Genomic DNA, 20987 nt, shown 5'->3' on the forward strand with positions numbered 1-20987 from the left:
TTCTCCACTCGGTATCGGGAGCGATTTTTGTATATGAATTCAAACTTCACCGAGGGCTTTTCGCGAAGTAGTGCATCGCCTTTTTTAAAATTTCATTTTCCTCTTCAAGATCACGTAATTGTTTTTTTAATGCTCTCATTTCAGCATCAGAAAATGTTTGAGCTTCTTTTACTTCAGGTTGTTGACCATACTTCTTGATCCAACCATGCAATGTATTAGTATTTACGCCTGTTTCTCTTGCTACTTGTGCTATAGGTTTATTATTCTCGACGATATACTTTACTGTTTCTTTTTTAAATGTTTCATCGTAACGGTTTCCGTTTCCTTTAGCCAATTAGACACACCTCGTTAATAGTTTGTATTTTTATTATAACAATCTGTGTCTACTTTTTAGTCTAGCATCAACTCTTTTTAAAGTTTAGTGGACTAAGGCAAGATAATCCCTTTTCTAATACATTCGGTGCAACTAGTCTGGCTGTTATGGAAGAACTGGAGCCCGAAACGATTGCCGAAATGAGTTTAGAAGAACTCGTCGAGTTCTTGAGTAAACCTAATCTCTCTCTCGGGTGGTGTGTACAATTGATTGGTGCGTAGTAGCGAATACACCAACCGTACCAATTTTCTTGCGGTTAAGACGAGTGCGCATTTGTGTTTATGCTTTGGAACTTCGTTATACTTTTTTGTGTAAAAAGCTTTGTATTCACCAGATTGGTTTTGACTCCAAACCCCAGCTTCGCATAAAATGAATTGGTATAAAATGTAAATATATGCGAGGTTTATTAGGTCACCCTTTTTTAGGGTATTTCTTCGTTAGTCACAAATTAATTTCCAATTCATCATTTTTTTGTGCTTGACATATTACCACTGGGCTTTTCATTAGAATACAGTTAAAGGTGTAGGAAATATATTCTTTTATAGAAGAAAATAAAAATCCTTCCAAATTCTTTGGAAGGATTAATAGAATCTCATATTTAAAAGCACCTAATATACCAATACGATTTGGCACATTAGGTGTCCAACTGACTTAAAAAAATGATCAGACTAATCCTATACCCTAAAAAGTTTGAAAATATTTATTTAAATAGGTAATGAATTAGTGAATCATTATTGTAAGTTCAGTCCTTTCAATTTTGTTTATTAAAATATGCCCTACGGCCTTTTAGAAAAGCGAAATTATAAATAAGTTTCAATTGATGCTGTTTTTTTCAATTCGAGAACAAAGGCTTTATATTTCTCTTCTCGCTTTTCATATTCAAGGATAACACGAATGTATTCCTTTTGCATATCCCCGTTTTCAGGTGATTTTTGGTATTCGTATTCAATCTCTTCCTTGGTTACACTATTGTCTCCCAACTGATTATCAATAAATCGCTGCATTCGTAATTCTCGCAACACTAATTTTTCAATCTCCTGTTTAGAGTAATCTTCTGAAATATTAATTCCAAACTCGTCAAATAATTCTTGCATACAATCAGTAATTTGTTCTTTATCAGGTTCCCATCTAGAAATGCTTCTATCCTCATTCATTTTTTGTTCAACAAGCTCATGTTCAATGACTGATTCAAGAGCACAAGAATAACTCTCAAGAAGGTCTGATGAAGACATTTCAGAAGGTATGATACCCAACTTCATTTCGTTAATCAGCCCAATATTTAAATCATTTAAAGTTATTTCATAATCGTTAACTCTTGCCACGATGGACGGTAGTTGAATTTTATCATTATCAGTCAACATCAAAAAATCCGTAATGGCTACATTATCTCTATTAATACTTTGACTGGAATTATTCATTTTGTTTAACACTAATCATCACCATTTTTCATTCAATTATTTAATTGCGGATACTATCTTTACAAACGACTTTTTAGCTCCGGGAATATTTCCTTTAATTAACAACAAGTTACGTTCGCTATCAACCTTTATGATAGTAAGATTTTGAATGGTGGTCTGTTTTCCACCCATACGTCCAGGCATTTTTTTTCCTTTGTCCACTTTCATACCATCATTTTTGGCGATTACTCCGATGGAACCAGGAGCTCGATGGAATCTTGAACCGTGAGATGCAGGACCTCCACTAAATCCATGTCTTTTAATGACACCTTGAAATCCTTTTCCTTTAGAAATACCAGTAACATCTACTATGTCGCCTTTTTGGAATATATCTGCACTAATACGTTTTCCAACATCTAATGATGCTCCACGAATTTCTTTAACATATCTTTTAGGATGGGTATTTGCCTTTTGACTTCTTCCAATTTCCGCTTTGTTTGGATTTTTTTTATCAAAAAATCCAATTTGGATTGCATCGTATCCTTCACTTTCAAACGTTTTCTTTTGTAACACAACATTCTCTTCCACTTCAACAATGGTCACAACTATGGGATTTCCACTATCACTAAACACTTGAGACATGCCTATTTTTCTTCCTAAGATTCCTTTTATCATAAATATCCTCCTAATAATTTTATTTACTTAGTAAATAAGCTATTAGGGTACTTCCCACGTTCTCAACATTACTCTCACCTTAACTTATTGGTTATTGTTATTTTGATAGTTTCCATACAATTGCCCGCAAGCAGCATCTATATCAATGCCAAATTGACTTCTAATGGTAACGTTAATTCCTGCTGACTTTAATTCTTTATAGAAGTTTAAAACATGATTCTCATTTACTTCTTCAAACCTCATAGGTGAACTAACAGTTGGGTTATATCTAATGATGTTTACATGGAACAATTTCCCTCTCTTATATCTATCTCTTAAAAGGTTTACTACTTCTTTCGCATGTTCAATAGAATCATTAACTCCAGGCAACATAATATAAGCAATATAAACTTTTCTTGAGGTCACACGTATATGTTCATCTAATGTGTCCATTACATCCAATAATGGGTATCGTTCATTAATTGGCATTAACTTGCTTCGCTGTTCATTAAAAGGAGAATGTAATGAAAACGTCAGGTTGACCTGCGGATAGTTTTGAGTCATTTTTTTAATGCCCGGAATAATTCCTATAGTAGAAATAGATAACCTACGAGGACTTAAAGCAAACAACTCCGGATTTGTAAGTACATTTAAAGCATCAAAAACTTGTACATTAGCAAATGCTTCTCCCATCCCCATAAAAGAAATACTATCAATTGAATGTCCTTTTAAGTGAAAGTACAAAATTTGGTCAGTAATTTCATCTGACGTTAAGTTGCGTTTTAAACCTATATCTCCTGTTGCACAAAATTTACAACCAAAATTACAACCACATTGCGACGATATACAAAATGACTCCCAACCAGCTTTATATTTCATATTTACCGTTTCTATTTTTTCGTCTCCTGAAATTCCAAATAAGACTTTTGTAACTTGTTCAGAATGTTGTGCCTTTAAAGGAGTAATATTTATTATCGATTCTCCAAACTCCTTAATTAACATATCTCTTAGTGATTTAGGAAGAACCGTTATTTCATTGAAATTATTTGTTCTGCCTTGGAATATAGCATTTGTGATTTGTTTCATTCTAAAATTAGGAAATTTATTCTGCTTTAAGAACTCTTGAATTCTTATATACTTGTTTTTTTGTTGCATGTTTTCTCATCCTTCCATAAAACTCTGGTTTGTTTGAGTAAATAGAAGGGAGTTATCATCTAACCTTTTTTATAAAAATTAGGCACAAAAAAACACCGACACAATTATCGGTGTTACGCTTTAATAAAATCATGCACAAATAAACAAGGACATTATGTCATTGAATTAGAGTTTATTTGCCGTAGAGGAAAAGCTCCGATAACTGTTTTTGTATGGTTATTTGGCTTAAAAAAGGACAGACTACTCCCTTTGTATGCAAAACGATTACCAACTTTTGCATTTTTACCAAACAAAATTCTAAAAACAGTTATCATTGCTTTCACCCCTTTCTTGTCAATATTAGTATTAAGTAACTTACCATAAAGATTCCCCTATGTAAAGTTTGAAACATAAACAAATGTTTGATGTTAATGTAATTAACTAACCTGCTCCGTTACTTTAAGTACATTCCTTCACAATCTCTATTTTTTTAAATAAATATCCACATTAACTACCAAGTGTTATTCAATTATTGGCCCGTTTGTTGAATAAACAGGGAAGGAGGCACCATTCTCTCTATAAACTAAACTTTCAGGGTGAGCATTTTTGTTTAAGATGAGACCTCGCATATTGATGAAACCACTTAATAAACTGTTCAATATGTTTTCACTTCAATTCCTATAAAGTAGTAGGTTCAATGGAAGAAATGAATTTCAAAAATTTAGAGAGAAAGTTAATGTAATTCATTGCTGTACACCATGTAAATTTATGTTTACTTAATATTAATAATCGTTGCTTTATATATTTCTTTACATCATTTTTTATAGTAATCTGCTCTATTTTTGAAAAATCCATATAAAAATTGTACTTGGATTTGTTATATCTAATGCCAAATTGCTATTCAAAAATCGAACATCCCATCTATCCTTTTCCCATTTTCACGAGTATCTGTTAATTGAAATATAACTTAAATTGGGTGAATTTTACCTCATTCTTTCTTTTTATTAATCGAATATTTTATAATTGAATTAGCTTGTAAAGACTGAAGTATGGAGTGTGAGCGATGAATTCTCCTGAAGAAATCATTAAAGTTCAGAATTTAGTGAAAAAATATCGTGATTTTACAGCGGTAAAGGGGATCGAGTTTGAAGTACAAAGAGGAGAAGTATTTGGTTTACTTGGGCCGAATGGAGCTGGAAAAACCACGACGCTAGAAATGTTAGTTGGCTTGCGAAAACCAGATGAAGGAACAGCCATCGTTGGAGGATTCGATATCAAGCATGATTTAAAAAAAGTAAAAGAAGTAATAGGTGTTCAGCTTCAATCAACGACGCTTTTTGAACTGCTTACTGTAGAAGAAATATTGCACCTATACGCCAGTTTTTATCCTAAACATGTGTCGATTCCAGAATTAATTGAGGATATGCTTTTAACAGACAAAACTAAAAAACGAATCAAAAGTTTGTCAGGCGGCCAAAAGCAGCGGTTAGCTATAGCCTTGGCGCTTGTTCATGATCCGTGGATTATTTTCTTAGATGAGCCGACAACAGGTCTTGATCCTCAAGCTAGAAGAACGCTTTGGGATATTATTCTTCGCTTAAAGGAAAAGGGAAAAACGATTGTTTTAACGACTCATTATATGGATGAAGCGCATGTATTATGTGATCGTATTGCCATTATGGATCAAGGAAAGCTTATAGCATTAGACACCCCCTCTCTTCTTGTTAAAAACCTTCAGTCAGATAGTGCGGTAGAGTTTCGTTTTCTTGGCGAAGATCATGAAGTGGAATTACATGCTATTCAAGGGGTTAAACAAGTTAGCAATCAAAATGATATGTATGTTCTATATACGGATGATTTACAATTAACGTTAACGGGCTTAATTGAAACGGCTTCGGAAAAACAATTAAAAATATCCGATTTGCAAACCCGAACAGCCACTTTAGAAGATGTGTTTATACACATGACTGGAAGGAGTTTACGAGAAGGATGAAAGCATATTGGCAATTAACATTAACTCAATTACGTATTTTCCTTCGTAATCGCCAGGTTTTATTTTGGACATTGGCGTTTCCGATTTTTCTTATGATCATGCTTGGATCCTTTTTAGGAAATGGAAATGGGATGTCTGTATCGATTGGCGTGGTAGATCAGGACCAATCCTTACAATCTAAACAATTAATGAACATATTAAAGAAAAACGAAGCGATTCAGCTGCAAAAAGAAAAAAATAAAGATGGAGCAATAAAGTTGTTAAAAAAAGGGGATTTACATGTAGTTGTCATTATTCCAAAAGGATACGAATCCCATTTTAGCAGCACACCTACAAACTTGAAGCCATTTACTCTTCCTGTTTATTATAATGAAACCAATTTTGCTGTTTCTCAAATAGGGATTCAGTTAGTCAATGGTGCAGTAGATGCTATTAGTAAAAAGATGGTAGATTATGTTCCAGTTGTTATGACAGAAACACAGGGAATAGAATCGTTAAACTTGAAGTATATTGATTTCTTAGTACCTGGTATTGTCGCAATGATGATAATGAGTAATAACATGAATGGTGTTGCAGGACAAATTGCGGCATGGAGAGAAAGAGGAATTTTAAGGAGAATGCAAGGTACCACTTTAAAAGCTTCGACGTTTATCGCGGCTCAAATTACCGCACGTCTTTTCCTAAATGGGATGCAAGCACTTATTGTATTAGGTGTTGCCCATCTTATTTTTGGTGTTGAAGTACGTGGATCTTGGTTCACGTTAATCACCTTTGTGATTTTAGGAACACTCGCATTTATGGCAATTGGCTTTATTATTGCTGGGATTGCGAAAACTCCTGAGAGTGCCTCACCAATTGCGGGTTTTCTCTCATTCCCTTTGCTTTTTTTAGGAGGAGTCTTTTTCCCAATTAAAGATATGCCAGAATATCTTCAGCCAATTGTTCAAGCTTTACCGATCGCCCATTTAAGTCATGCCCTGCGAGAAACAATGAATGTTGGCGCTTCGTTTATAAGCTTAGGGACAGAAGCCCTCGTACTAGGCTGTTGGCTTATCGTCGCATTTATTGTTGCCAGCTTTACCTTCAAATGGGAATAGGTAATAATATTTCTTATATAGATATAAAAATGGACACTTAGGAGGAGAAAATGAATAATCAAGACTATCAATCACATGTACGTTATCACCCACTTTATCATTTTATTTTAACGCCATTGGTATTAGTAACCTTCATTATTAGTATTGTACATTTGATATTTTCAATAATTGACGGTTCTAATATTTTTTCATCAGTCATTTTTCTGCACATTTCAATCATAATGGCCATTATGGTTGTCTTAGTAAGATCATATTCTTTAAAAGCTCAAGATCGAGCTATTCGGGCAGAAGAAAACCTTCGTCATTATGTTTTAACAGGAGAATTATTAGATGTAAAACTAGATATGGGGCAAGTAATCGCTTTACGGTTTGCTGATAACAAGGAATTACCTGCACTAAGTAAAAAAGCTGCAGAGGAAAATTTAAAACCGAATGAGATTAAGAAAATGATCCAAAGTTGGAGAGCTGATTATAACCGTATTTAAAGGAAATCGTACTCAAAATCAAAATAAAGCAACTTATTACATGGGACGAAGCATTACCATAACAACATTGTGCCTTACTTCCGTTAATGCAAGATAAAAAGTGGAGAGCATCAAGCTCTCCATTTGTTTATTAATCCCGTAATATAGTACCATATAATCCCAACAGCACCGATGTAGTAAAAAATGATTAGGATCCATCCTGTGGGGTCAATCGGCAATATATTTGCAATAACGATTAATGGGTAAACGTAGAAAATAATATCCTTTAAATAATTTGTTATTATTTTTGGATTGAGCGTCCAAGTCACTAACGAACGAAAAAGACCAACAAGAAAATCAAGTAACATAAAACCAAAAACAGCCCAAAGCGCATAGAACATATAACCTGCTATTTGAATCATCCCCCTTCTCTCTTTTTTAGTACTTTATCCTATGCTGCAAATAACTAATATGCCTGTAAATTTTATCCAGATTATAAACTTCCTAAAAAAGAGAATCGCTAATCTTTAATACATAAAGAAAAACCCACCCTCAAGGAATATGGAGGGCAGGTAACAATAAAAGAGATGATTATTCAGATGATGGTGCTTTTTAATTTGTTTACCGTGCGTCTTAAGAATCTTTTTGACTATCCTTTCAGAGAATAATCGATACATTGATGATCCACTAACATACTCTCTCCTAAATCATCCCATCACTTTCCAACTGATTCTTTTGATCAATTAAAGTGGATTCAATGCTGCGATAGATCATCCCTAGTTCTTTCTTGCTTTTATTGTTGAGAAGCTTAAGGTTATGACCAACGTTTTTAGATACGTATTGTCTTGTAAGCCCTAGCATTGGAGCAATAAGCCACATCAATGGTTTTGGCACCTCCCGCTTTGGCAGTGGAAATTGACCAGGGAAATTATTTTCAATGATCTTTGCCATATCCAATAGAGTAGCTTCTTTGTTGGATATGATATATCGACCTGAAGCCGTTTCTGTAAAGGCCGCTAACAGTTGAGCTTTTGCCACATCTCGTACGTCGACGATTCCGAAAGATAAGTTGGGCACACCAGTTTTATACGTACCTTTAAGGATGTCAAGCATGGTAGAAATGCTTGTAGAATCCGTCCGTTTTGCTAAAGATGGACCTAGCACGAAACCTGGATTGATTGTTACAAGGTCCCACCTATTTTGCTCGCCCGCCATTTTCCATGCTTCTTTTTCTGCGACTGTTTTCGAATAATTGTATGGCTGGTGCTCCAAGGAACTGGTTTTATTCCAATCCTCTTCTGTAAATTCTTGTTTCCCTTCCATATCATGATTATCACCATGAACAGCAGCAACACTGCTTGTTAAAACTACCCTTTTTACTGAACTAACTTTATTGACCGATTGTAATAGGTTCCGCGTTCCCTCTTGTGCAGGCTTTACTAATTGACTATAGGCATCCTTAATCCCGTTGATGAAAAATGGAGAAGCCGTATGAAAGACAACTTCAGACCCTTCGACTGCTTGATCAAAACTTCCTTCTATTAATAAATCTGCCTCGTAAACGAATAATTTCCCGGGCGTCACTTTTTCGATTTGAAGAAGGTGCTCGTATTTTTCCTTTTTGTTTTTATCTCTAACCGTAATCCTAACATCATGTCCTTCTTCCAATAGACCTTTAACAATCCATGACGCTACATATCCTGTGCCGCCAGTTACTAAAGCTGTCGTTTTCATCTTCTCATTCCCTCTTTCTTTTTGAAAAATTAACCAATGAGCCTATGAAGTCTACTACTAAAAAGTTCTCTTTTTTATATGGAACTCTTCTCACTTAATATAAAGCGTTTAAACACTTAAACGAATAAAATGCAAGTTTTTAGAATATGTTGAAGAAGAATTTCTTCGTCCTTCCTATTAAACACAATCTTCCTCGACCGTTTGAATAAGCTTTTTAAGCTGCTCTATGGCAGTATCTAACGCTAGGGAATAGTATCGCTTCGTCCCTTGTTGGTCTACAGAGACAAGGTTATTCTGTTTGAGAATTTTCAAATGATGAGAAATAGCTGGTCTCGAAAGCTTCGAATGCTCCGCAATCTCATTAACTGTTAAGCGTTCTTTTTCAGCTAACAGTAAGATAATATCTTGCCTATATTCATCGCTTAATGCTTGAAAAAGCGGTATACAATTCCTGAAATTTTCAATAGTTGCTTTAGAACCCATGTAAGTACCCCTTACGTTGAAATGTTTAAACATATTATAAAATCTATTGCAAATTCTTGTCAAGAAATTTGGTCGTTCTAGATCTTACCTCTATTACAAAAAGGATAATTATCTTAGTACAAAAACTAGATAACAATCTCAATCAAAAAATTTAATCGTTTATTTTCATAAAGAAAAAGACTTTACATATGTAACTGTAAAGTCCACCGATCATTAAGCATTAAAATACCCTTCTGTTCCAATCTTAATTTAGTCACGGAATCATGAATTCTTTTATATTTAGTCAAACATTAAAGGACGTGCTATTTTATTAATGGCTGCCCCATCGACCATAAGCGTTTGACCACTAACATATGTGGCTTCATCTGAAACCATAAATAAACAAGCATTCGCGATATCATCAACTGTTCCAATTCGACCAAATGGCTGGAAGTCAAGTGTTTGCTTTAAGGCTTCTTCTGGATCAGGGAGGCTTGCGAAGGTTTGACGGAATAGTGGAGTGTCAACAGAACTTGGACAAACAGCATTAACACGAATGTTCAGTGGGCCACAATCCAAAGACATTTGTCTTGTTAATGCTGTGATTCCACCTTTTGATGCAGCATAAGCAGCTAAACGAGTAATCGTTTTTTCCGCATGCCAGGACGCGATATTCACAATGGCTCCCCCACCGCGTTGTTCCATTTTAGGGATTGTATATTTTGAGCACAAAAAAGTACCAGTTAAATTCACTCCAATGACCTTCTGCCATTCATCAAAAGTAGTATCAACAACGGATTTACGGATATTCACAGCGGCATTATTAATTAGGATATCTATTCCTCCAAAATGATCGACACCCGCCTCAACCATTGCTTTTACCTGCTCTTCATCACTTATATCCGTTTTCACAAAAATAGAGTCTATTCCTTCTGATGCTAGCTTGTCTACAACCTTTGCACCTGCTTCCTCATTTATATCAGCTATCACAATTCTTGCACCGTTTCTCCCGAATGTTTGAGCAATCCCTTCTCCAATCCCTTGACTTCCTCCAGTTACGATAGCTACTTTATCTTTTAATCTCAAAATTAAACCCTCCCAATAAAAAATGTGAATTTAAGCTTCTACCCATTACCTTTTCTACCAACCTATAATAATCATTTATTCTATTTTCAGGCTTATTATCAAGAGTAAATAATTCAAAAAGAAAAAACCACCGATAAGGCTTCATCAAAAGATATATCTAATCCTCTGACCACTTTACTTGAATATGTATGCTAATTTGAAAGGAGTTTAGACAAACCGTATTAACATGAATAAAAAATATTGACAGAACAGGTGAAGAATTTTAATATTCTTATTGTTAACCAATTTAAATTTTAAGTTAACATATTAATCAAATTAGCCTTTAAAAGGACTCACCCAAATTATAGCTCATATGGATGCTATTACAAATACCAAGGTTGGGAGGTTAAAATCATTGATCGAGGAAAACTTTTTTAGTGTGAGAATGAGAGCTTCCAAGAATGGAGCCCATGAACATGGCGGAAAGCATATATCTGGCGGTGAACAAATTTCAACCTACCACAACTTGAAAAATACGGTGAATGTTCTGCTAGAAAAAGCGTTAACTCATTCACGAGGCAATCCTGATTTTATGCAGATTCAGTTTGAATTAATTCATGAACCTATTACAACATTGAAGCCATTACATATTGGGATTAATGAAGCGGAATCGGTAGAGGAAGGACAATCAATCGCCCGGAGCCTTTTAGAGAAAGCTGGGATTTCGAGAGAGATCATTGAAAAAGCGTACCAGCAAATAAGTGAATACCCGAATCTTAGAGGAGCTATTTTGTTTGATATTCGCTCTGGTGTACGAATCGATGATCGAAACGAAAAAGGCATTCGGGTTTCTAGAATGGACTGGTTAACCACTAATTTTGAAAAATGGGCGGACTACTACAGTATGACTCAGAGTCAAAGGTTTAAAGAAGCGCTTGTTCTTGCAACGAAGGTGAGTGCTCATCCAGCTACTATCGCAGAATTATGCTGGTCAGATGATCCAGAATATGTAACAGGTTATGTGGCAAGTAAAAAGCTGGGTTATCAGCGGATTACGAAGCTAAAAGAATATGGTGATGAACGCGGCTGTCGAATCTTCTTTGTGGATGGATTAAGCGATCTTCACTCATATATAGACTACTTAGAAAAACAGCCAATATTCATTGAATGGGAGGAAGAAAATTGCCACACGATTTAATAGAAAAAAGTAAAAAATATCTTTGGCTGCCTTTCACGCAAATGAAAGATTATGATGAAAATCCTTTTATCATCGAAAGCGGCGATGGCATAAAAGTAAAAGACATTGATGGAAAGGAATATTATGATGGATTTTCTGCACTTTGGCTGAATGTCCATGGCCATAGAAAAAAAGAATTAGATCAAGCGATTAAGAACCAGCTTGATAAAATTGCCCACTCTACATTACTTGGAATGACAAATGTACCGGCAACAGAACTTGCTGAAAAACTAATTGAAATAAGTCCCGAAAAGCTGACACGCGTCTTTTATTCAGATAGTGGTGCAGAAGCGATGGAAATTGCTCTTAAGATGGCGTTTCAATATTGGATGAATATCGGCAGGCCCGAGAAGCATAAATTTATTGCGATGCAAAATGGCTATCATGGCGATACGATAGGTGCAGTTAGTGTAGGTTCCATCGACCTTTTCCATCAAGTGTACGGCCCTTTAATGTTTAAAAGTTATAAAGCTCCCATTCCATATGTCTATCACTCTAAAAGCGGTGACCCTGTACAGTGCAGAGATGAATGTTTACATATACTTGAACAGCTTCTGATTAAAAATCATCAAGAAATCGCTGCGCTAACGATCGAATCAATGGTTCAGGGGGCTGGCGGTATGATAGTGATGCCAGAAGGATTTTTGTCAGGTGTACGTGCGCTTTGTACAAAATATGATGTCTTAATGATTGTAGATGAAGTTGCGACAGGTTTTGGACGAACGGGAAAAATGTTTGCCTGTGAACATGAAGATGTTCAGCCTGATTTAATGGCAGTTGGGAAAGGCATTACAGGAGGCTATTTGCCAATAGCTGCAACATTAACAACAGAGGCCATTTACAATGCATTCTATGATGACTATGACAAACGAAAAACGTTATTCCATGGTCATTCTTATACCGGAAACCAGCTTGGATGTGCCGTGGCGATTGAAAACTTGCGTTTATTTGAATCGGAAAACCTTGTAGCTGAGGTTGCTAAAAAGGCAGAGTATCTCCAATTGCTGCTTGAGGAATTAAAATCCCTTCCACACGTTGGTGACATTAGACAGCTTGGTTTTATGTGTGGAATTGAGCTAGTTAACTCTAAGGATACGAAGAAGCCTTTCCCTGCTGAAAATCGAATCGGATATCAAGTTACATTGAAAATGAGAGAGCTCGGTATGCTAACAAGGCCATTAGGCGATGTTATCGTTTTTATGCCTCCTCACGTAAGCACTCTGGAAGAACTGAAGGAAATGGTTGCGATTATGAAAGAAGCCATTACAGAAGTTACAAACGGGGTAACGAAGGTTGGAGCTTAATGAATGGTTAAGCAGGCGAATAAACAAAACAAAAGCCGCAGGTTTGTATCGAAAAGTTCGAACAATGAATACGGCTCCTCTTCCTGAAATGTTGGTGGATGGTCAGAGACAGATTGTTTTTTCATCGAATAATTATTTAGGACTGGCAAATGACCGGCGCTTAGTTTATGCCGCAGAAACGACCCTGCACGAATTTGGTGTAGGAAGCAGTGGATCAAGATTAACGACGGGCCATACAGATTGGCATCAAAAGCTTGAAGAAAAAATCGCCCGTTTTAAGCAAACAGAAGCATCTCTCCTTTTTTCAAGCGGTTATTTAGCCAATATCGGCGTCCTATCATCATTGCCTGAAAAAGGAGATCTTATTTTAAGCGACCAGTTAAACCATGCAAGTATTATCGATGGATGCCGTCTCTCAAAAGCAGAAAAAGGCGTTTATAACCATATCGATATGTTTGATCTTGAAGAAAAATTGAAAGCAGCAGCTTCCTATCAGCGGCGGTTTATTGTAACAGATGGAGTTTTTAGTATGGATGGGACCATTGCCCCTCTTGATCAAATGATCCCTCTTGCAAAACGATATCATGCCTACGTAATTGTGGATGATGCACACGCAACAGGTGTTTTAGGAGAAAATGGCAGAGGAACTAGTGAATATTTCGGTGTTCATCCTGATGTGGTTATTGGAACCTTAAGTAAAGCCATTGGAACAGAAGGTGGTTTTGTTGCAGGTTCGAAGGTTTTAATAGACTTCCTGCTAAACCATGCAAGAACCTTTATTTTTCAAACAGCTCTGCCGCCGGCAATCTGTGCTGCATCATGTGCCGCATTGGAAATCATTGAAGAAAGTAAAGATATCCGCCAGCTATTATTTTCCAATGTAAAAAAAATGAAAATTAGGTTAGAAGAAATGGGTTATATCGTGAAGGGAGACCTTACTCCTATTATTCCTGTGATCATTGGAGATCCGAAAACAGCGGTCATTTTTGCGGAAAAACTACAGGAAAACGGAATATACGCACCTGCCATCCGTCCGCCAACTGTACCAGATGGGGAAAGTCGCATCCGGCTGACCGTTACCTCCGACCATGGTTCTAAAGAAATAGATTACTTGTTGGAGTGCTTTCATTTCATCGGAAAAGAGTTGAAGTTGATATGAACGGCTTTTTTGTAACAGGAACCGATACTGATGTTGGAAAAACGATTATTTCCAGCGGGCTAGCAGCGGTTTTAAAAGAAAAAGAGATAGATGTTGGCGTGTTTAAGCCATTGTTAAGCGGGATTTCTCGTGAAGATCCAGCCAGCGATACTAGCTTTCTTAAACAACTGTCGCAAACGTCTTTATCATATGAAGAAATTACCCCTTTTGAATTTAAAGAACCACTTGCTCCGTATGTTGCAGGAAAGCTGGAAGGAAAAATGGTAACAATTGAAGAGGTATTAAGCTACTGGGAAAAGATCAAAGGAAAACACGAATTTTTCATTGTAGAAGGTGCTGGCGGTATTTCAGTCCCACTCGGTGAACACTTCTTAGTTAGTGATTTAATCAAGGCATTACAGCTTCCAATTGTAATTGTCGCCCGGCCGAATCTTGGGACGGTCAATCATATTTATCTAACGGTTCAATACGCAAAAAGTCTAGGTCTTTCAATTGCCGGGATCGTGATCAACGGAATAAGTGATCATCCAGATCTTGCTGAAAAAACAAACCCAAAATTAATTGAAGATTTATGCGGTGTACCTATATTAGGGATAACTCCAAAGCTGAAAGAAATCACAAATGAAAACATTAAAAACATGGTAAAAGAACACATAGATGTAACATTACTAATTAACGGAATGGAGCGAATACGATGAATAAATGGACGGAACTTGCAGATAAGGTTTTAGAGGGAAAGGAATTAACAAATGAGGAGGCTCTTTCAATCTTAGAATGTCCGGATGATGATGTCCTATTGCTTATGCATGCGACTTTTCAAATTAGAAAGAAATATTACGGAAAAAAAGTAAAGCTTAATATGATCATGAATGTAAAATCTGGACTATGCCCGGAAAACTGCGGCTATTGCTCTCAATCTTCTATTTCTACTGCACCCATTAAAACTTACAGAATATTAGATAAGGATTCAATCCTTAAAGGTGCAAAACGTGCCCATGATTTAAATGTAGGGACATACTGTATTGTGGCAAGCGGCAGAGGGCCGTCAAATAAAGAAATTGATCACGTCGTGGATGCTGTAAAAGAAATAAAAGAATCATATGGATTAAAAATCTGTGCTTGTTTAGGGCTATTGAAGCCAGAACAAGCGAAGCGCTTAAAAGAATCCGGGGTAGACCGTTACAACCATAATATCAATACATCCGCGAGCAACCATGCAAACATTACCACTTCACATACATACGATGATCGCGTCAATACAGTTGAGACGGTAAAAGGATCTGGAATGTCACCATGTTCAGGTGTCATTGTCGGCATGAGGGAAACGAAGCAGGATGTAGTTGACATGGCTAATAGCTTAAAAGCTCTTGATGCGGATTCTATTCCAGTTAATTTCTTACATGCTATTGATGGTACTCCCCTGCAAGGAGTAAAAGAATTAACTCCACTTTATTGTTTAAAAGTGCTGGCATTATTCCGCTTTATCAATCCAACTAAGGAAATTCGAATCTCGGGCGGACGCGAAGTCAACCTTCGTTCCTTGCAGCCATTAGGGCTATATGCAGCGAACTCCATATTCGTTGGCGATTATTTAACAACAGCTGGGCAAGAAAAAAATGAAGATTATAAGATGCTGCGTGACTTAGGGTTTGAGATTGAATCTGTAGAAGAAATGAAAGCGAGCTTAGTAGCAAAATCATAAAGCTATATTAAATTGGTTGGTTTTTGAATGAGTCAAAATCGATTTTAGCTACTGGATTCTTTTTTAAAATTTTACAGAGATGTGTCTCATGCATCTCTGTAAAACAATGGTGATTATCTATTAGGGGGCTGACATGAAAACGAATATAAATCCAACGTTACCACTTTCATTTAATACTCCTGAGTTTTTTCAAAATCCTTATCCGTTTTATGAAGAGCTTCGATCCATGAATCCCCTCTATTGGGGAAATGTGTTAAAGAATCCGGGATGGTATGTGACAGGTTATAAAGAAGCTGTTGCCATTCTTAAGGATACTCGATTCATAAATCGCATCCCGCTGCCTGCAGCATCGAAAAAATATGAGCAGCTAAAAAAGACACAAAATGACATGATGCTGTATAAAAATCAACCAGACCATAAGCGGCTGCGTTTCCTGGTTAGTAACGTATTTACTCCAAGAATGGTAGAACAGCTTCGTCCTTATATCCAAGAAACGGTAAACGATTTACTGCAACAGGTTCAAACAAAGAAAACAATGGATGTGGTTTCTGATTTTGCATTTCCTTTAGCGAGCCTCATTATCGCGAAAATGTTGGGAGTACCTCAAGAAGAGCGATATCAATTTAGAGAATGGGCTGTAAGCTTAATTCAAACGATTGATTTTACCCGTTCGAGAAAGACGTTAAACAATGGGAATACCATTACGATAACCTTACGTGATTATTTTAAAGAGCTCATTAAAAAAAAGACACACTCCCCTGAAGACGACCTTATCAGCCTGTTAATTAAAGAGGAACAGCAAGGTGACAGATTAACAGAAGATGAGATACTAGCAACCTGCATTTTACTTGTTATTGCTGGTCATGAGACAACAGTCAATCTTATCAGTAATTCGATCCTTGCCTTATTAAAACATCCTCATCAACTGATGAAGCTAAAGGAAAACCCCTCACTTATTGGAGGGGCAGTTGAAGAGTTTTTACGCTATGAAAGCCCTACACAGATGACCGCTCGGACTGCATCGGAGGATATCAAGATCCATCAAACAACGATTAAAAAAGGAGATCAGGTCTATATTCTTTTGGGAGCTGCCAATCGAGACCCGAATAAATTCCATCATGCTCACTTACTTGACATAACGAGGAATCCTAATCCTCATCTTGCATTTGGATATGGCACTCATTTTTGTTTAGGTGCTGCATTGGCACGTATAGAAGCACAAATTGCGATCCAATCCCTCCTAATTCAAAAAGATAACCTTCAATTAGCGGCTCCTGGCCTGTTATGGAGAAATTTGATGGGATTTAGATCGTTAAGTGAACTTTCCATTACATTTGACTGAGTTAGAAAATAGAGATTGTATATTTGAAATGGTGATACGAACTGTAAAATAAAACGGACGCAAACTATACATTCTCTTTTCGTTTGTACCTACCCCAAGATAGATTTTATCCAGCAGCTATTTTTGCTGCTTTGAAATTTACCAAGACCTAATTCGTAAAAAGTCATATAAAATAAAGGGCGATACATATTAGACGTGTATAATATGTATCGCCCTTTTACTCCTTGTTCTATAATCGCGCCGATTGTATTAGGAGACAGTCTCCGCTTTTTTCTTTTCTAGTTTATACGATATCCAGAGGTAAATGGCAAGTCCACCTAAGGTAATCCAAGGACTTATGATCAGTTGTGTTTTGTATTTCAATGGTGTCAGGTTTAATAAGTAATCTGGCAATGTTAACAATACTACTATTATGATTAAGATCCATGTTTTTGCCCAAAAAGAAATCCCTATAATAAATAGTGCTGTAATAACTCCGATAATTAAGCTACCAGTATTGCCAAAATATATGATAGGAGTTTCTATAACTCTATTTAAGTAGATTAAACTAACAAATAAAGCAATTGGAAGTAACATTACAGCATATAATACCAATCCTTGTTTTTTGATAGATTGGTTCGCTGTAGAAATATATTTAAATCCAGTAAATATAGAAACAATAAAGATTACCCCAATAATAATATGTCCTACGATTTCTAAAACCGAGTAAGAAAGGCTTCCTTCTAATAAATCTCGGAAAATTGTAAACGAAAATGACCCAAAGATTATAAGGGAAATATATTTTATCCATGTTCGATAGTCAATCGACATTTCATTAGAAACTATCTCCATATATTCCTTCGGTGATTTCCCGATAATTTTTTCAATCTGCTTGCCGCTTTTTTCCGCTTCGTATAAATGGACTTCCAGTTCCTCTACAATTTCTTCGATTTCATCCGAATTTTTCCCGCTAGAAAATAAATACAGTCTTAAATTTCCCAAAAATTCCTTGCTTTTTTCGGAAAGACTTAACTCTTTACTCAATTTTATCATCTCCTTTTGCTTGCTCTGTATCCGATACATCGTGTAAAACTCTGTTGACATTGGACTGCAAATAATTCCAGCGCTCCATAAACAATTCCAATTCCTTCTCTCCCTTTTGTGTAAGTGAATAGTATTTCCTTCTTGGTCCCGCTGTAGATTTCTTCAATGTTGAAGTAACTAATTTTTCCTTTTGCATCCGCATTAACAATGGATATATAGTACCCTCACTAAAAGCCTGAAAACCATATCCCTCTAGCTTCTCAGCTAGCTCGTATCCATAAACTTCTCTATTCTTGATAATCGCTAGCAAACAGCCATCAAGGATTCCTTTTAGCATCTGTGTTGTCGACAAGTCCCTTTCACCTCTTTCAATAACTTGCAATACAAGGGTTATAATGAAAACAATATCTTGCATTACATGATATACAATTAGTATAATGCTATTAGTCTTGTAATGCAAGGTAAATAACCCTTGTATATATGCTTCTATCATAGGATTTAGGTAGAAGTTGATTTCAAAATGAATTCTTTTTGATTGATATCATTTAACCTACCATATCCACGAATATTGGTTTTATAGAATTTTTTACCGATAACCAAAGCAAATAAGATTGAACCAATTAAATAACTTGAATGAGAGTTAAAATATTCATCATAATGTACCTTCTTACTTGAATCGTTATAAATTGAAATTTGTTTGAATATACTTATTTTCCTGCTACCCTTTTTGCACTAACCTGACCTAACGCTTAATACCAATTATTTCAAATCCGAGTGATCCACTCAATCTTTTTTCTCCAAAAAAGGAGCTTACCTTATTACGGATAAGAAAACGTTACATTAAACAGGATCCTTATTTTGTAAATAGCCAAATTACAAATAGAACAATAGCAATTACAGCCCAAATAATGGCTTGTCTAGATTTTTTCAATTAAAAAACCTCCCCTGAACATTTGAAACCTTTTACCACTAACCTTGTTAGCTTAAGTACTATTCTTCAGAATTACACCAATAATAACATAAATATCCAGTATTGTTTGGAAGTCTTATTCCATTAAATGGTCCTTAAAAGCAAAAAGAACGCAATCCTTACTACAGGCGCCCGATTCTTAAATATGCTACTACATAATATGGTTGGAGTGTGAAGTAAGAGGAAAGAACAAAAATTATTGATTAAGAGTGGATAAACACACATTGGAGGCGAGCTCAAACGTGTTAGAAACGATCTTCTCTCTCTTTGTTCAGAAGTTCTGTCTACTCATTCAGCAGTTCTCATCGCTCTTTCAACAGTTCTCCATTAGGATCATTTAATAGTCCAATGGTCGGTTGAATATGATAGATCATTCGCCAGATCGATTGGTCAACCTTTCTTTTTAATACAGATATATATTGGTCAGACCATCCAGCGTAAGGTTTATACCTTAATTCTAAAGCCCATTGCGTCATAATATATCCATCTCACCTTTTTTTGACCTCATTTTACAAAACACTTACAAAAAAATGTAAAACGTTTTCTTTTCAATTTCACTTATAATACAATGTTTTATTGGTTGGAAGAATAAATTTTTATTAAACGTTTAACATTTATTCGAAAAATTTAATGTAAAAATAGGATAACGTAAGATTAAAAGTAACAAGCCAGAGCAACATTTCGCTCTGGCTTGTATTCGTTGACTCTATTAACAGGTTTCTCCTCGATGCAATGAGACAGGAAGCGTGTAATTATTTTCAAATAAATGGTCCGGATGCTCAATTCTTTTAATAAGTATTTTAACTAATAGTTCCACACTTTCCTTAAGCGGAACTTTGACTGTTGTTAACTTTGGAAAATACTTGCGGATAAAGGTTGTTCCATCGTAACCAACAATTTTCAATTCTTTTGGAATAGTGATTGCCAATTTCTCGGCTAAATTCATGACTTCTAAAGCAGTCAAGTCATCTGTAAAAATACCTTCTAATTGATTGTTTAGTAAGAAGTTTTTTATTTCCATTCTTTTTAGCAATTCACTTGTATGAGGTTCAAGTTTTAATACGTATGGAGTTAATCCACTTACTTCCATTGTGTCGATAAAACTCGTCATTCGCTTCTTGGTAGGTGAGTTAGAGCGATTTAGTCCGGTAATCATTCCTATTCTTTTTGCCCCTGAGTGGATTAGCGCCTCGGTAGCAATTTTTCCTCCAGAGTAATTGTCACTCCCAACAATTGGAATTTCCTGAGCTAAATAGCGATCGAAGGAAACAATTGGCGCGTTAAGTAATTTATATTCTTCTAGTTCTGGATGAATAGCTGCTGAAATGACGCCGGCTACTTGATGAGCTTGCAACATTCGTAAATAATCGCGCTCTTTTTCAATATCATCAGCACTGCTACATAAAATCATTTTGTAACCGGCTTTGAATAAATCCCATTCGATATATTTAACAAGCTCACCTGCGAAGATATTACTGACATCCGGAAAAATGACGCCGATTATTTTAGATGGCTTCCCTTGCAAACTGCGTGCCAAACTGTTCGGCTGATAATTTAGCTCCTTCATCGCCTCGTGTACTTTATTGATTGTTTTTTCGGATAACGAACCGTAATTATTAATGACTCTAGAAACTGTCGTAATAGAAACTCCGGCTCTTTCTGCAACATCTTTCAGTGTAACAACCATTTTTATACCTTCTTTCGTCTCCTTCTATATTTTACCGAAAAGATAAGCGTTTGACAATTTATGTTTGTTTTTGTGGACGTTGTAGTATTACCCTTCAATCGTCAATACATAATGACAATCGAATATCAATTTAAAACGTCTATAAATAGCTATTTAAATAAAATTTGTTTTTATTTTAATAAATATTTTG

Annotated in this window: 22 protein-coding genes and 2 pseudogenes; 10 read left to right on the forward strand and 14 right to left on the reverse strand. The window is 35.8% G+C overall.

What is annotated here, in order from left to right; genetic code table 11:
• Positions 1-46: 46 nt before the first annotated feature.
• Positions 47-334 (reverse strand): transposase, encoded by a 288-nt coding sequence (locus FDO66_RS10820; RefSeq protein ID WP_141432672.1) that lies wholly within the window; start codon positions 332-334, stop codon positions 47-49.
• Between the two features lie 65 nt (positions 335-399).
• On the opposite strand from FDO66_RS10820, the pseudogene FDO66_RS21560 reads away from it, so the two are divergent.
• A pseudogene (locus FDO66_RS21560) lies at positions 400-543 on the forward strand (IS110 family RNA-guided transposase); the annotation flags it as partial.
• On the opposite strand, the pseudogene FDO66_RS10830 reads toward FDO66_RS21560, so the two are convergent.
• From FDO66_RS10830 to FDO66_RS10845, 4 genes and pseudogenes are all read right to left on the reverse strand, one after another.
• Positions 520-705: pseudogene (locus FDO66_RS10830) on the reverse strand (hypothetical protein); the annotation flags it as partial. The pseudogenes FDO66_RS21560 and FDO66_RS10830 sit on opposite strands and share 24 nt — an antisense overlap.
• A gap of 468 nt (positions 706-1173) precedes the next feature.
• Entirely contained in the window at positions 1174-1791 is a 618-nt protein-coding gene (locus tag FDO66_RS10835) for a hypothetical protein (protein WP_141432673.1), read from the reverse strand.
• A 36-nt stretch (positions 1792-1827) separates the two neighbouring features.
• Complete coding sequence (gene rplC, locus FDO66_RS10840; protein WP_141432674.1) at positions 1828-2445, reverse strand: 50S ribosomal protein L3; 618 nt, start codon at positions 2443-2445, stop codon at positions 1828-1830.
• Positions 2446-2529: 84 nt separating this feature from the next.
• Positions 2530-3579: a Cfr family 23S rRNA (adenine(2503)-C(8))-methyltransferase gene (locus FDO66_RS10845; RefSeq protein ID WP_141432675.1), complete on the reverse strand. Its 1050-nt coding sequence runs from the start codon at positions 3577-3579 to the stop codon at positions 2530-2532.
• Between the two features lie 1042 nt (positions 3580-4621).
• On the opposite strand from FDO66_RS10845, the gene FDO66_RS10850 reads away from it, so the two are divergent.
• From FDO66_RS10850 to FDO66_RS10860, 3 genes are read left to right on the forward strand one after another with little or no spacing between them, the layout of a single operon-like run.
• The gene (locus tag FDO66_RS10850; protein WP_141432676.1) at positions 4622-5551 is read left to right on the forward strand and encodes an ABC transporter ATP-binding protein; all 930 of its coding nucleotides are present in this window, start codon (positions 4622-4624) and stop codon (positions 5549-5551) included.
• Entirely contained in the window at positions 5548-6648 is a 1101-nt protein-coding gene (locus FDO66_RS10855) for an ABC transporter permease (protein WP_141432677.1), read from the forward strand. The genes FDO66_RS10850 and FDO66_RS10855 overlap by 4 nt, the downstream gene beginning before the upstream one ends.
• 50 nt (positions 6649-6698) lie before the next feature.
• Complete coding sequence (locus tag FDO66_RS10860) at positions 6699-7133, forward strand: DUF6526 family protein (protein ID WP_141432678.1); 435 nt, start codon at positions 6699-6701, stop codon at positions 7131-7133.
• A gap of 110 nt (positions 7134-7243) precedes the next feature.
• Here the strand turns inward: FDO66_RS10860 and FDO66_RS10865 are convergent, their stop codons facing one another.
• The 5 genes from FDO66_RS10865 to FDO66_RS21405 form a co-directional block, all read right to left on the reverse strand.
• Positions 7244-7534: a hypothetical protein gene (locus tag FDO66_RS10865; RefSeq protein WP_141432679.1), complete on the reverse strand. Its 291-nt coding sequence runs from the start codon at positions 7532-7534 to the stop codon at positions 7244-7246.
• 280 nt (positions 7535-7814) lie between these two features.
• On the reverse strand, positions 7815-8846 hold the full coding sequence (locus FDO66_RS10870; RefSeq protein WP_141432680.1) for an NAD-dependent epimerase/dehydratase family protein: 1032 nt from the start codon (positions 8844-8846) through the stop codon (positions 7815-7817).
• Between the two features lie 177 nt (positions 8847-9023).
• Positions 9024-9329 (reverse strand): ArsR/SmtB family transcription factor, encoded by a 306-nt coding sequence (locus tag FDO66_RS10875; protein ID WP_141432681.1) that lies wholly within the window; start codon positions 9327-9329, stop codon positions 9024-9026.
• A gap of 279 nt (positions 9330-9608) precedes the next feature.
• Positions 9609-10394, reverse strand: a complete 786-nt coding sequence (locus FDO66_RS10880) for an SDR family NAD(P)-dependent oxidoreductase (RefSeq protein ID WP_141432682.1) — start codon at positions 10392-10394, stop codon at positions 9609-9611.
• Entirely contained in the window at positions 10378-10539 is a 162-nt protein-coding gene (locus FDO66_RS21405) for a DUF6688 domain-containing protein (protein WP_309475273.1), read from the reverse strand. The genes FDO66_RS10880 and FDO66_RS21405 overlap by 17 nt, the downstream gene beginning before the upstream one ends.
• Before the next feature lie 249 nt (positions 10540-10788).
• On the opposite strand from FDO66_RS21405, the gene bioW reads away from it, so the two are divergent.
• From bioW to FDO66_RS10910, 6 genes are all read left to right on the forward strand, one after another.
• Complete coding sequence (gene bioW / locus FDO66_RS10885) at positions 10789-11571, forward strand: 6-carboxyhexanoate--CoA ligase (RefSeq protein WP_141432683.1); 783 nt, start codon at positions 10789-10791, stop codon at positions 11569-11571.
• Positions 11556-12914, forward strand: a complete 1359-nt coding sequence (bioA, locus tag FDO66_RS10890; protein ID WP_141432684.1) for an adenosylmethionine--8-amino-7-oxononanoate transaminase — start codon at positions 11556-11558, stop codon at positions 12912-12914. Before bioW ends, bioA begins: the two co-directional genes overlap by 16 nt.
• On the forward strand, positions 12904-14073 hold the full coding sequence (gene bioF / locus FDO66_RS10895; protein WP_141432685.1) for an 8-amino-7-oxononanoate synthase: 1170 nt from the start codon (positions 12904-12906) through the stop codon (positions 14071-14073). The genes bioA and bioF overlap by 11 nt, the downstream gene beginning before the upstream one ends.
• Positions 14070-14771, forward strand: coding sequence for a dethiobiotin synthase (bioD, locus tag FDO66_RS10900; protein WP_141432686.1), 702 nt, complete (start codon positions 14070-14072; stop codon positions 14769-14771). Before bioF ends, bioD begins: the two co-directional genes overlap by 4 nt.
• The gene (gene bioB, locus FDO66_RS10905; protein ID WP_141432687.1) at positions 14768-15775 is read left to right on the forward strand and encodes a biotin synthase BioB; all 1008 of its coding nucleotides are present in this window, start codon (positions 14768-14770) and stop codon (positions 15773-15775) included. Before bioD ends, bioB begins: the two co-directional genes overlap by 4 nt.
• A 133-nt stretch (positions 15776-15908) precedes the next feature.
• Positions 15909-17117 carry a cytochrome P450 gene (locus FDO66_RS10910; RefSeq protein WP_141432688.1) on the forward strand — a complete coding sequence of 403 codons (1209 nt, stop codon included), beginning with the start codon at positions 15909-15911 and terminating at the stop codon, positions 17115-17117.
• A gap of 249 nt (positions 17118-17366) precedes the next feature.
• Here FDO66_RS10910 and FDO66_RS10915 read toward each other — a convergent pair whose 3' ends face one another.
• The 4 genes from FDO66_RS10915 to FDO66_RS10930 all read right to left on the reverse strand — a co-directional run bounded on the left by FDO66_RS10915 (position 17367) and on the right by FDO66_RS10930 (position 20797).
• Positions 17367-18140: an HAAS domain-containing protein gene (locus FDO66_RS10915; RefSeq protein WP_141432689.1), complete on the reverse strand. Its 774-nt coding sequence runs from the start codon at positions 18138-18140 to the stop codon at positions 17367-17369.
• Positions 18133-18477 (reverse strand): PadR family transcriptional regulator, encoded by a 345-nt coding sequence (locus tag FDO66_RS10920; RefSeq protein WP_141432835.1) that lies wholly within the window; start codon positions 18475-18477, stop codon positions 18133-18135. Before FDO66_RS10920 ends, FDO66_RS10915 begins: the two co-directional genes overlap by 8 nt.
• Positions 18478-19412: 935 nt before the next feature.
• Positions 19413-19586 carry a hypothetical protein gene (locus FDO66_RS20860; protein ID WP_181444535.1) on the reverse strand — a complete coding sequence of 58 codons (174 nt, stop codon included), beginning with the start codon at positions 19584-19586 and terminating at the stop codon, positions 19413-19415.
• 233 nt (positions 19587-19819) lie between these two features.
• On the reverse strand, positions 19820-20797 hold the full coding sequence (locus tag FDO66_RS10930) for a LacI family DNA-binding transcriptional regulator (RefSeq protein ID WP_141432690.1): 978 nt from the start codon (positions 20795-20797) through the stop codon (positions 19820-19822).
• Between the last annotated feature and the right edge of the window lie 190 nt (positions 20798-20987).

It is taken from the genome of Bacillus sp. 03113 (assembly GCF_006546985.1).
In the GTDB taxonomy this organism is placed as follows: domain Bacteria; phylum Bacillota; class Bacilli; order Bacillales; family Cytobacillaceae; genus VATK01.

Bases quoted from the DNA above. Each gene is read 5' to 3' on its own strand.
- bioD (WP_141432686.1), top strand. From the start codon at position 14,070: ATGAACGGCTTTTTTGTAACAGGAACCGATACTGATGTTGGAAAAACG.
- bioB (WP_141432687.1), top strand. From the start codon at position 14,768: ATGAATAAATGGACGGAACTTGCAGATAAGGTTTTAGAGGGAAAGGAA.
- FDO66_RS10930 (WP_141432690.1), bottom strand. From the start codon at position 20,797: ATGGTTGTTACACTGAAAGATGTTGCAGAAAGAGCCGGAGTTTCTATT.
- FDO66_RS10850 (WP_141432676.1), top strand. From the start codon at position 4,622: ATGAATTCTCCTGAAGAAATCATTAAAGTTCAGAATTTAGTGAAAAAA.
- FDO66_RS10845 (WP_141432675.1), bottom strand. From the start codon at position 3,579: ATGCAACAAAAAAACAAGTATATAAGAATTCAAGAGTTCTTAAAGCAG.
- FDO66_RS10920 (WP_141432835.1), bottom strand. From the start codon at position 18,477: ATGCTAAAAGGAATCCTTGATGGCTGTTTGCTAGCGATTATCAAGAAT.
- FDO66_RS20860 (WP_181444535.1), bottom strand. From the start codon at position 19,586: ATGACGCAATGGGCTTTAGAATTAAGGTATAAACCTTACGCTGGATGG.
- FDO66_RS10910 (WP_141432688.1), top strand. From the start codon at position 15,909: ATGAAAACGAATATAAATCCAACGTTACCACTTTCATTTAATACTCCT.
- FDO66_RS21405 (WP_309475273.1), bottom strand. From the start codon at position 10,539: ATGAAGCCTTATCGGTGGTTTTTTCTTTTTGAATTATTTACTCTTGAT.
- FDO66_RS10870 (WP_141432680.1), bottom strand. From the start codon at position 8,846: ATGAAAACGACAGCTTTAGTAACTGGCGGCACAGGATATGTAGCGTCA.
- FDO66_RS10835 (WP_141432673.1), bottom strand. From the start codon at position 1,791: ATGAATAATTCCAGTCAAAGTATTAATAGAGATAATGTAGCCATTACG.
- rplC (WP_141432674.1), bottom strand. From the start codon at position 2,445: ATGATAAAAGGAATCTTAGGAAGAAAAATAGGCATGTCTCAAGTGTTT.
- FDO66_RS10855 (WP_141432677.1), top strand. From the start codon at position 5,548: ATGAAAGCATATTGGCAATTAACATTAACTCAATTACGTATTTTCCTT.
- FDO66_RS10865 (WP_141432679.1), bottom strand. From the start codon at position 7,534: ATGATTCAAATAGCAGGTTATATGTTCTATGCGCTTTGGGCTGTTTTT.
- FDO66_RS10860 (WP_141432678.1), top strand. From the start codon at position 6,699: ATGAATAATCAAGACTATCAATCACATGTACGTTATCACCCACTTTAT.
- FDO66_RS10875 (WP_141432681.1), bottom strand. From the start codon at position 9,329: ATGGGTTCTAAAGCAACTATTGAAAATTTCAGGAATTGTATACCGCTT.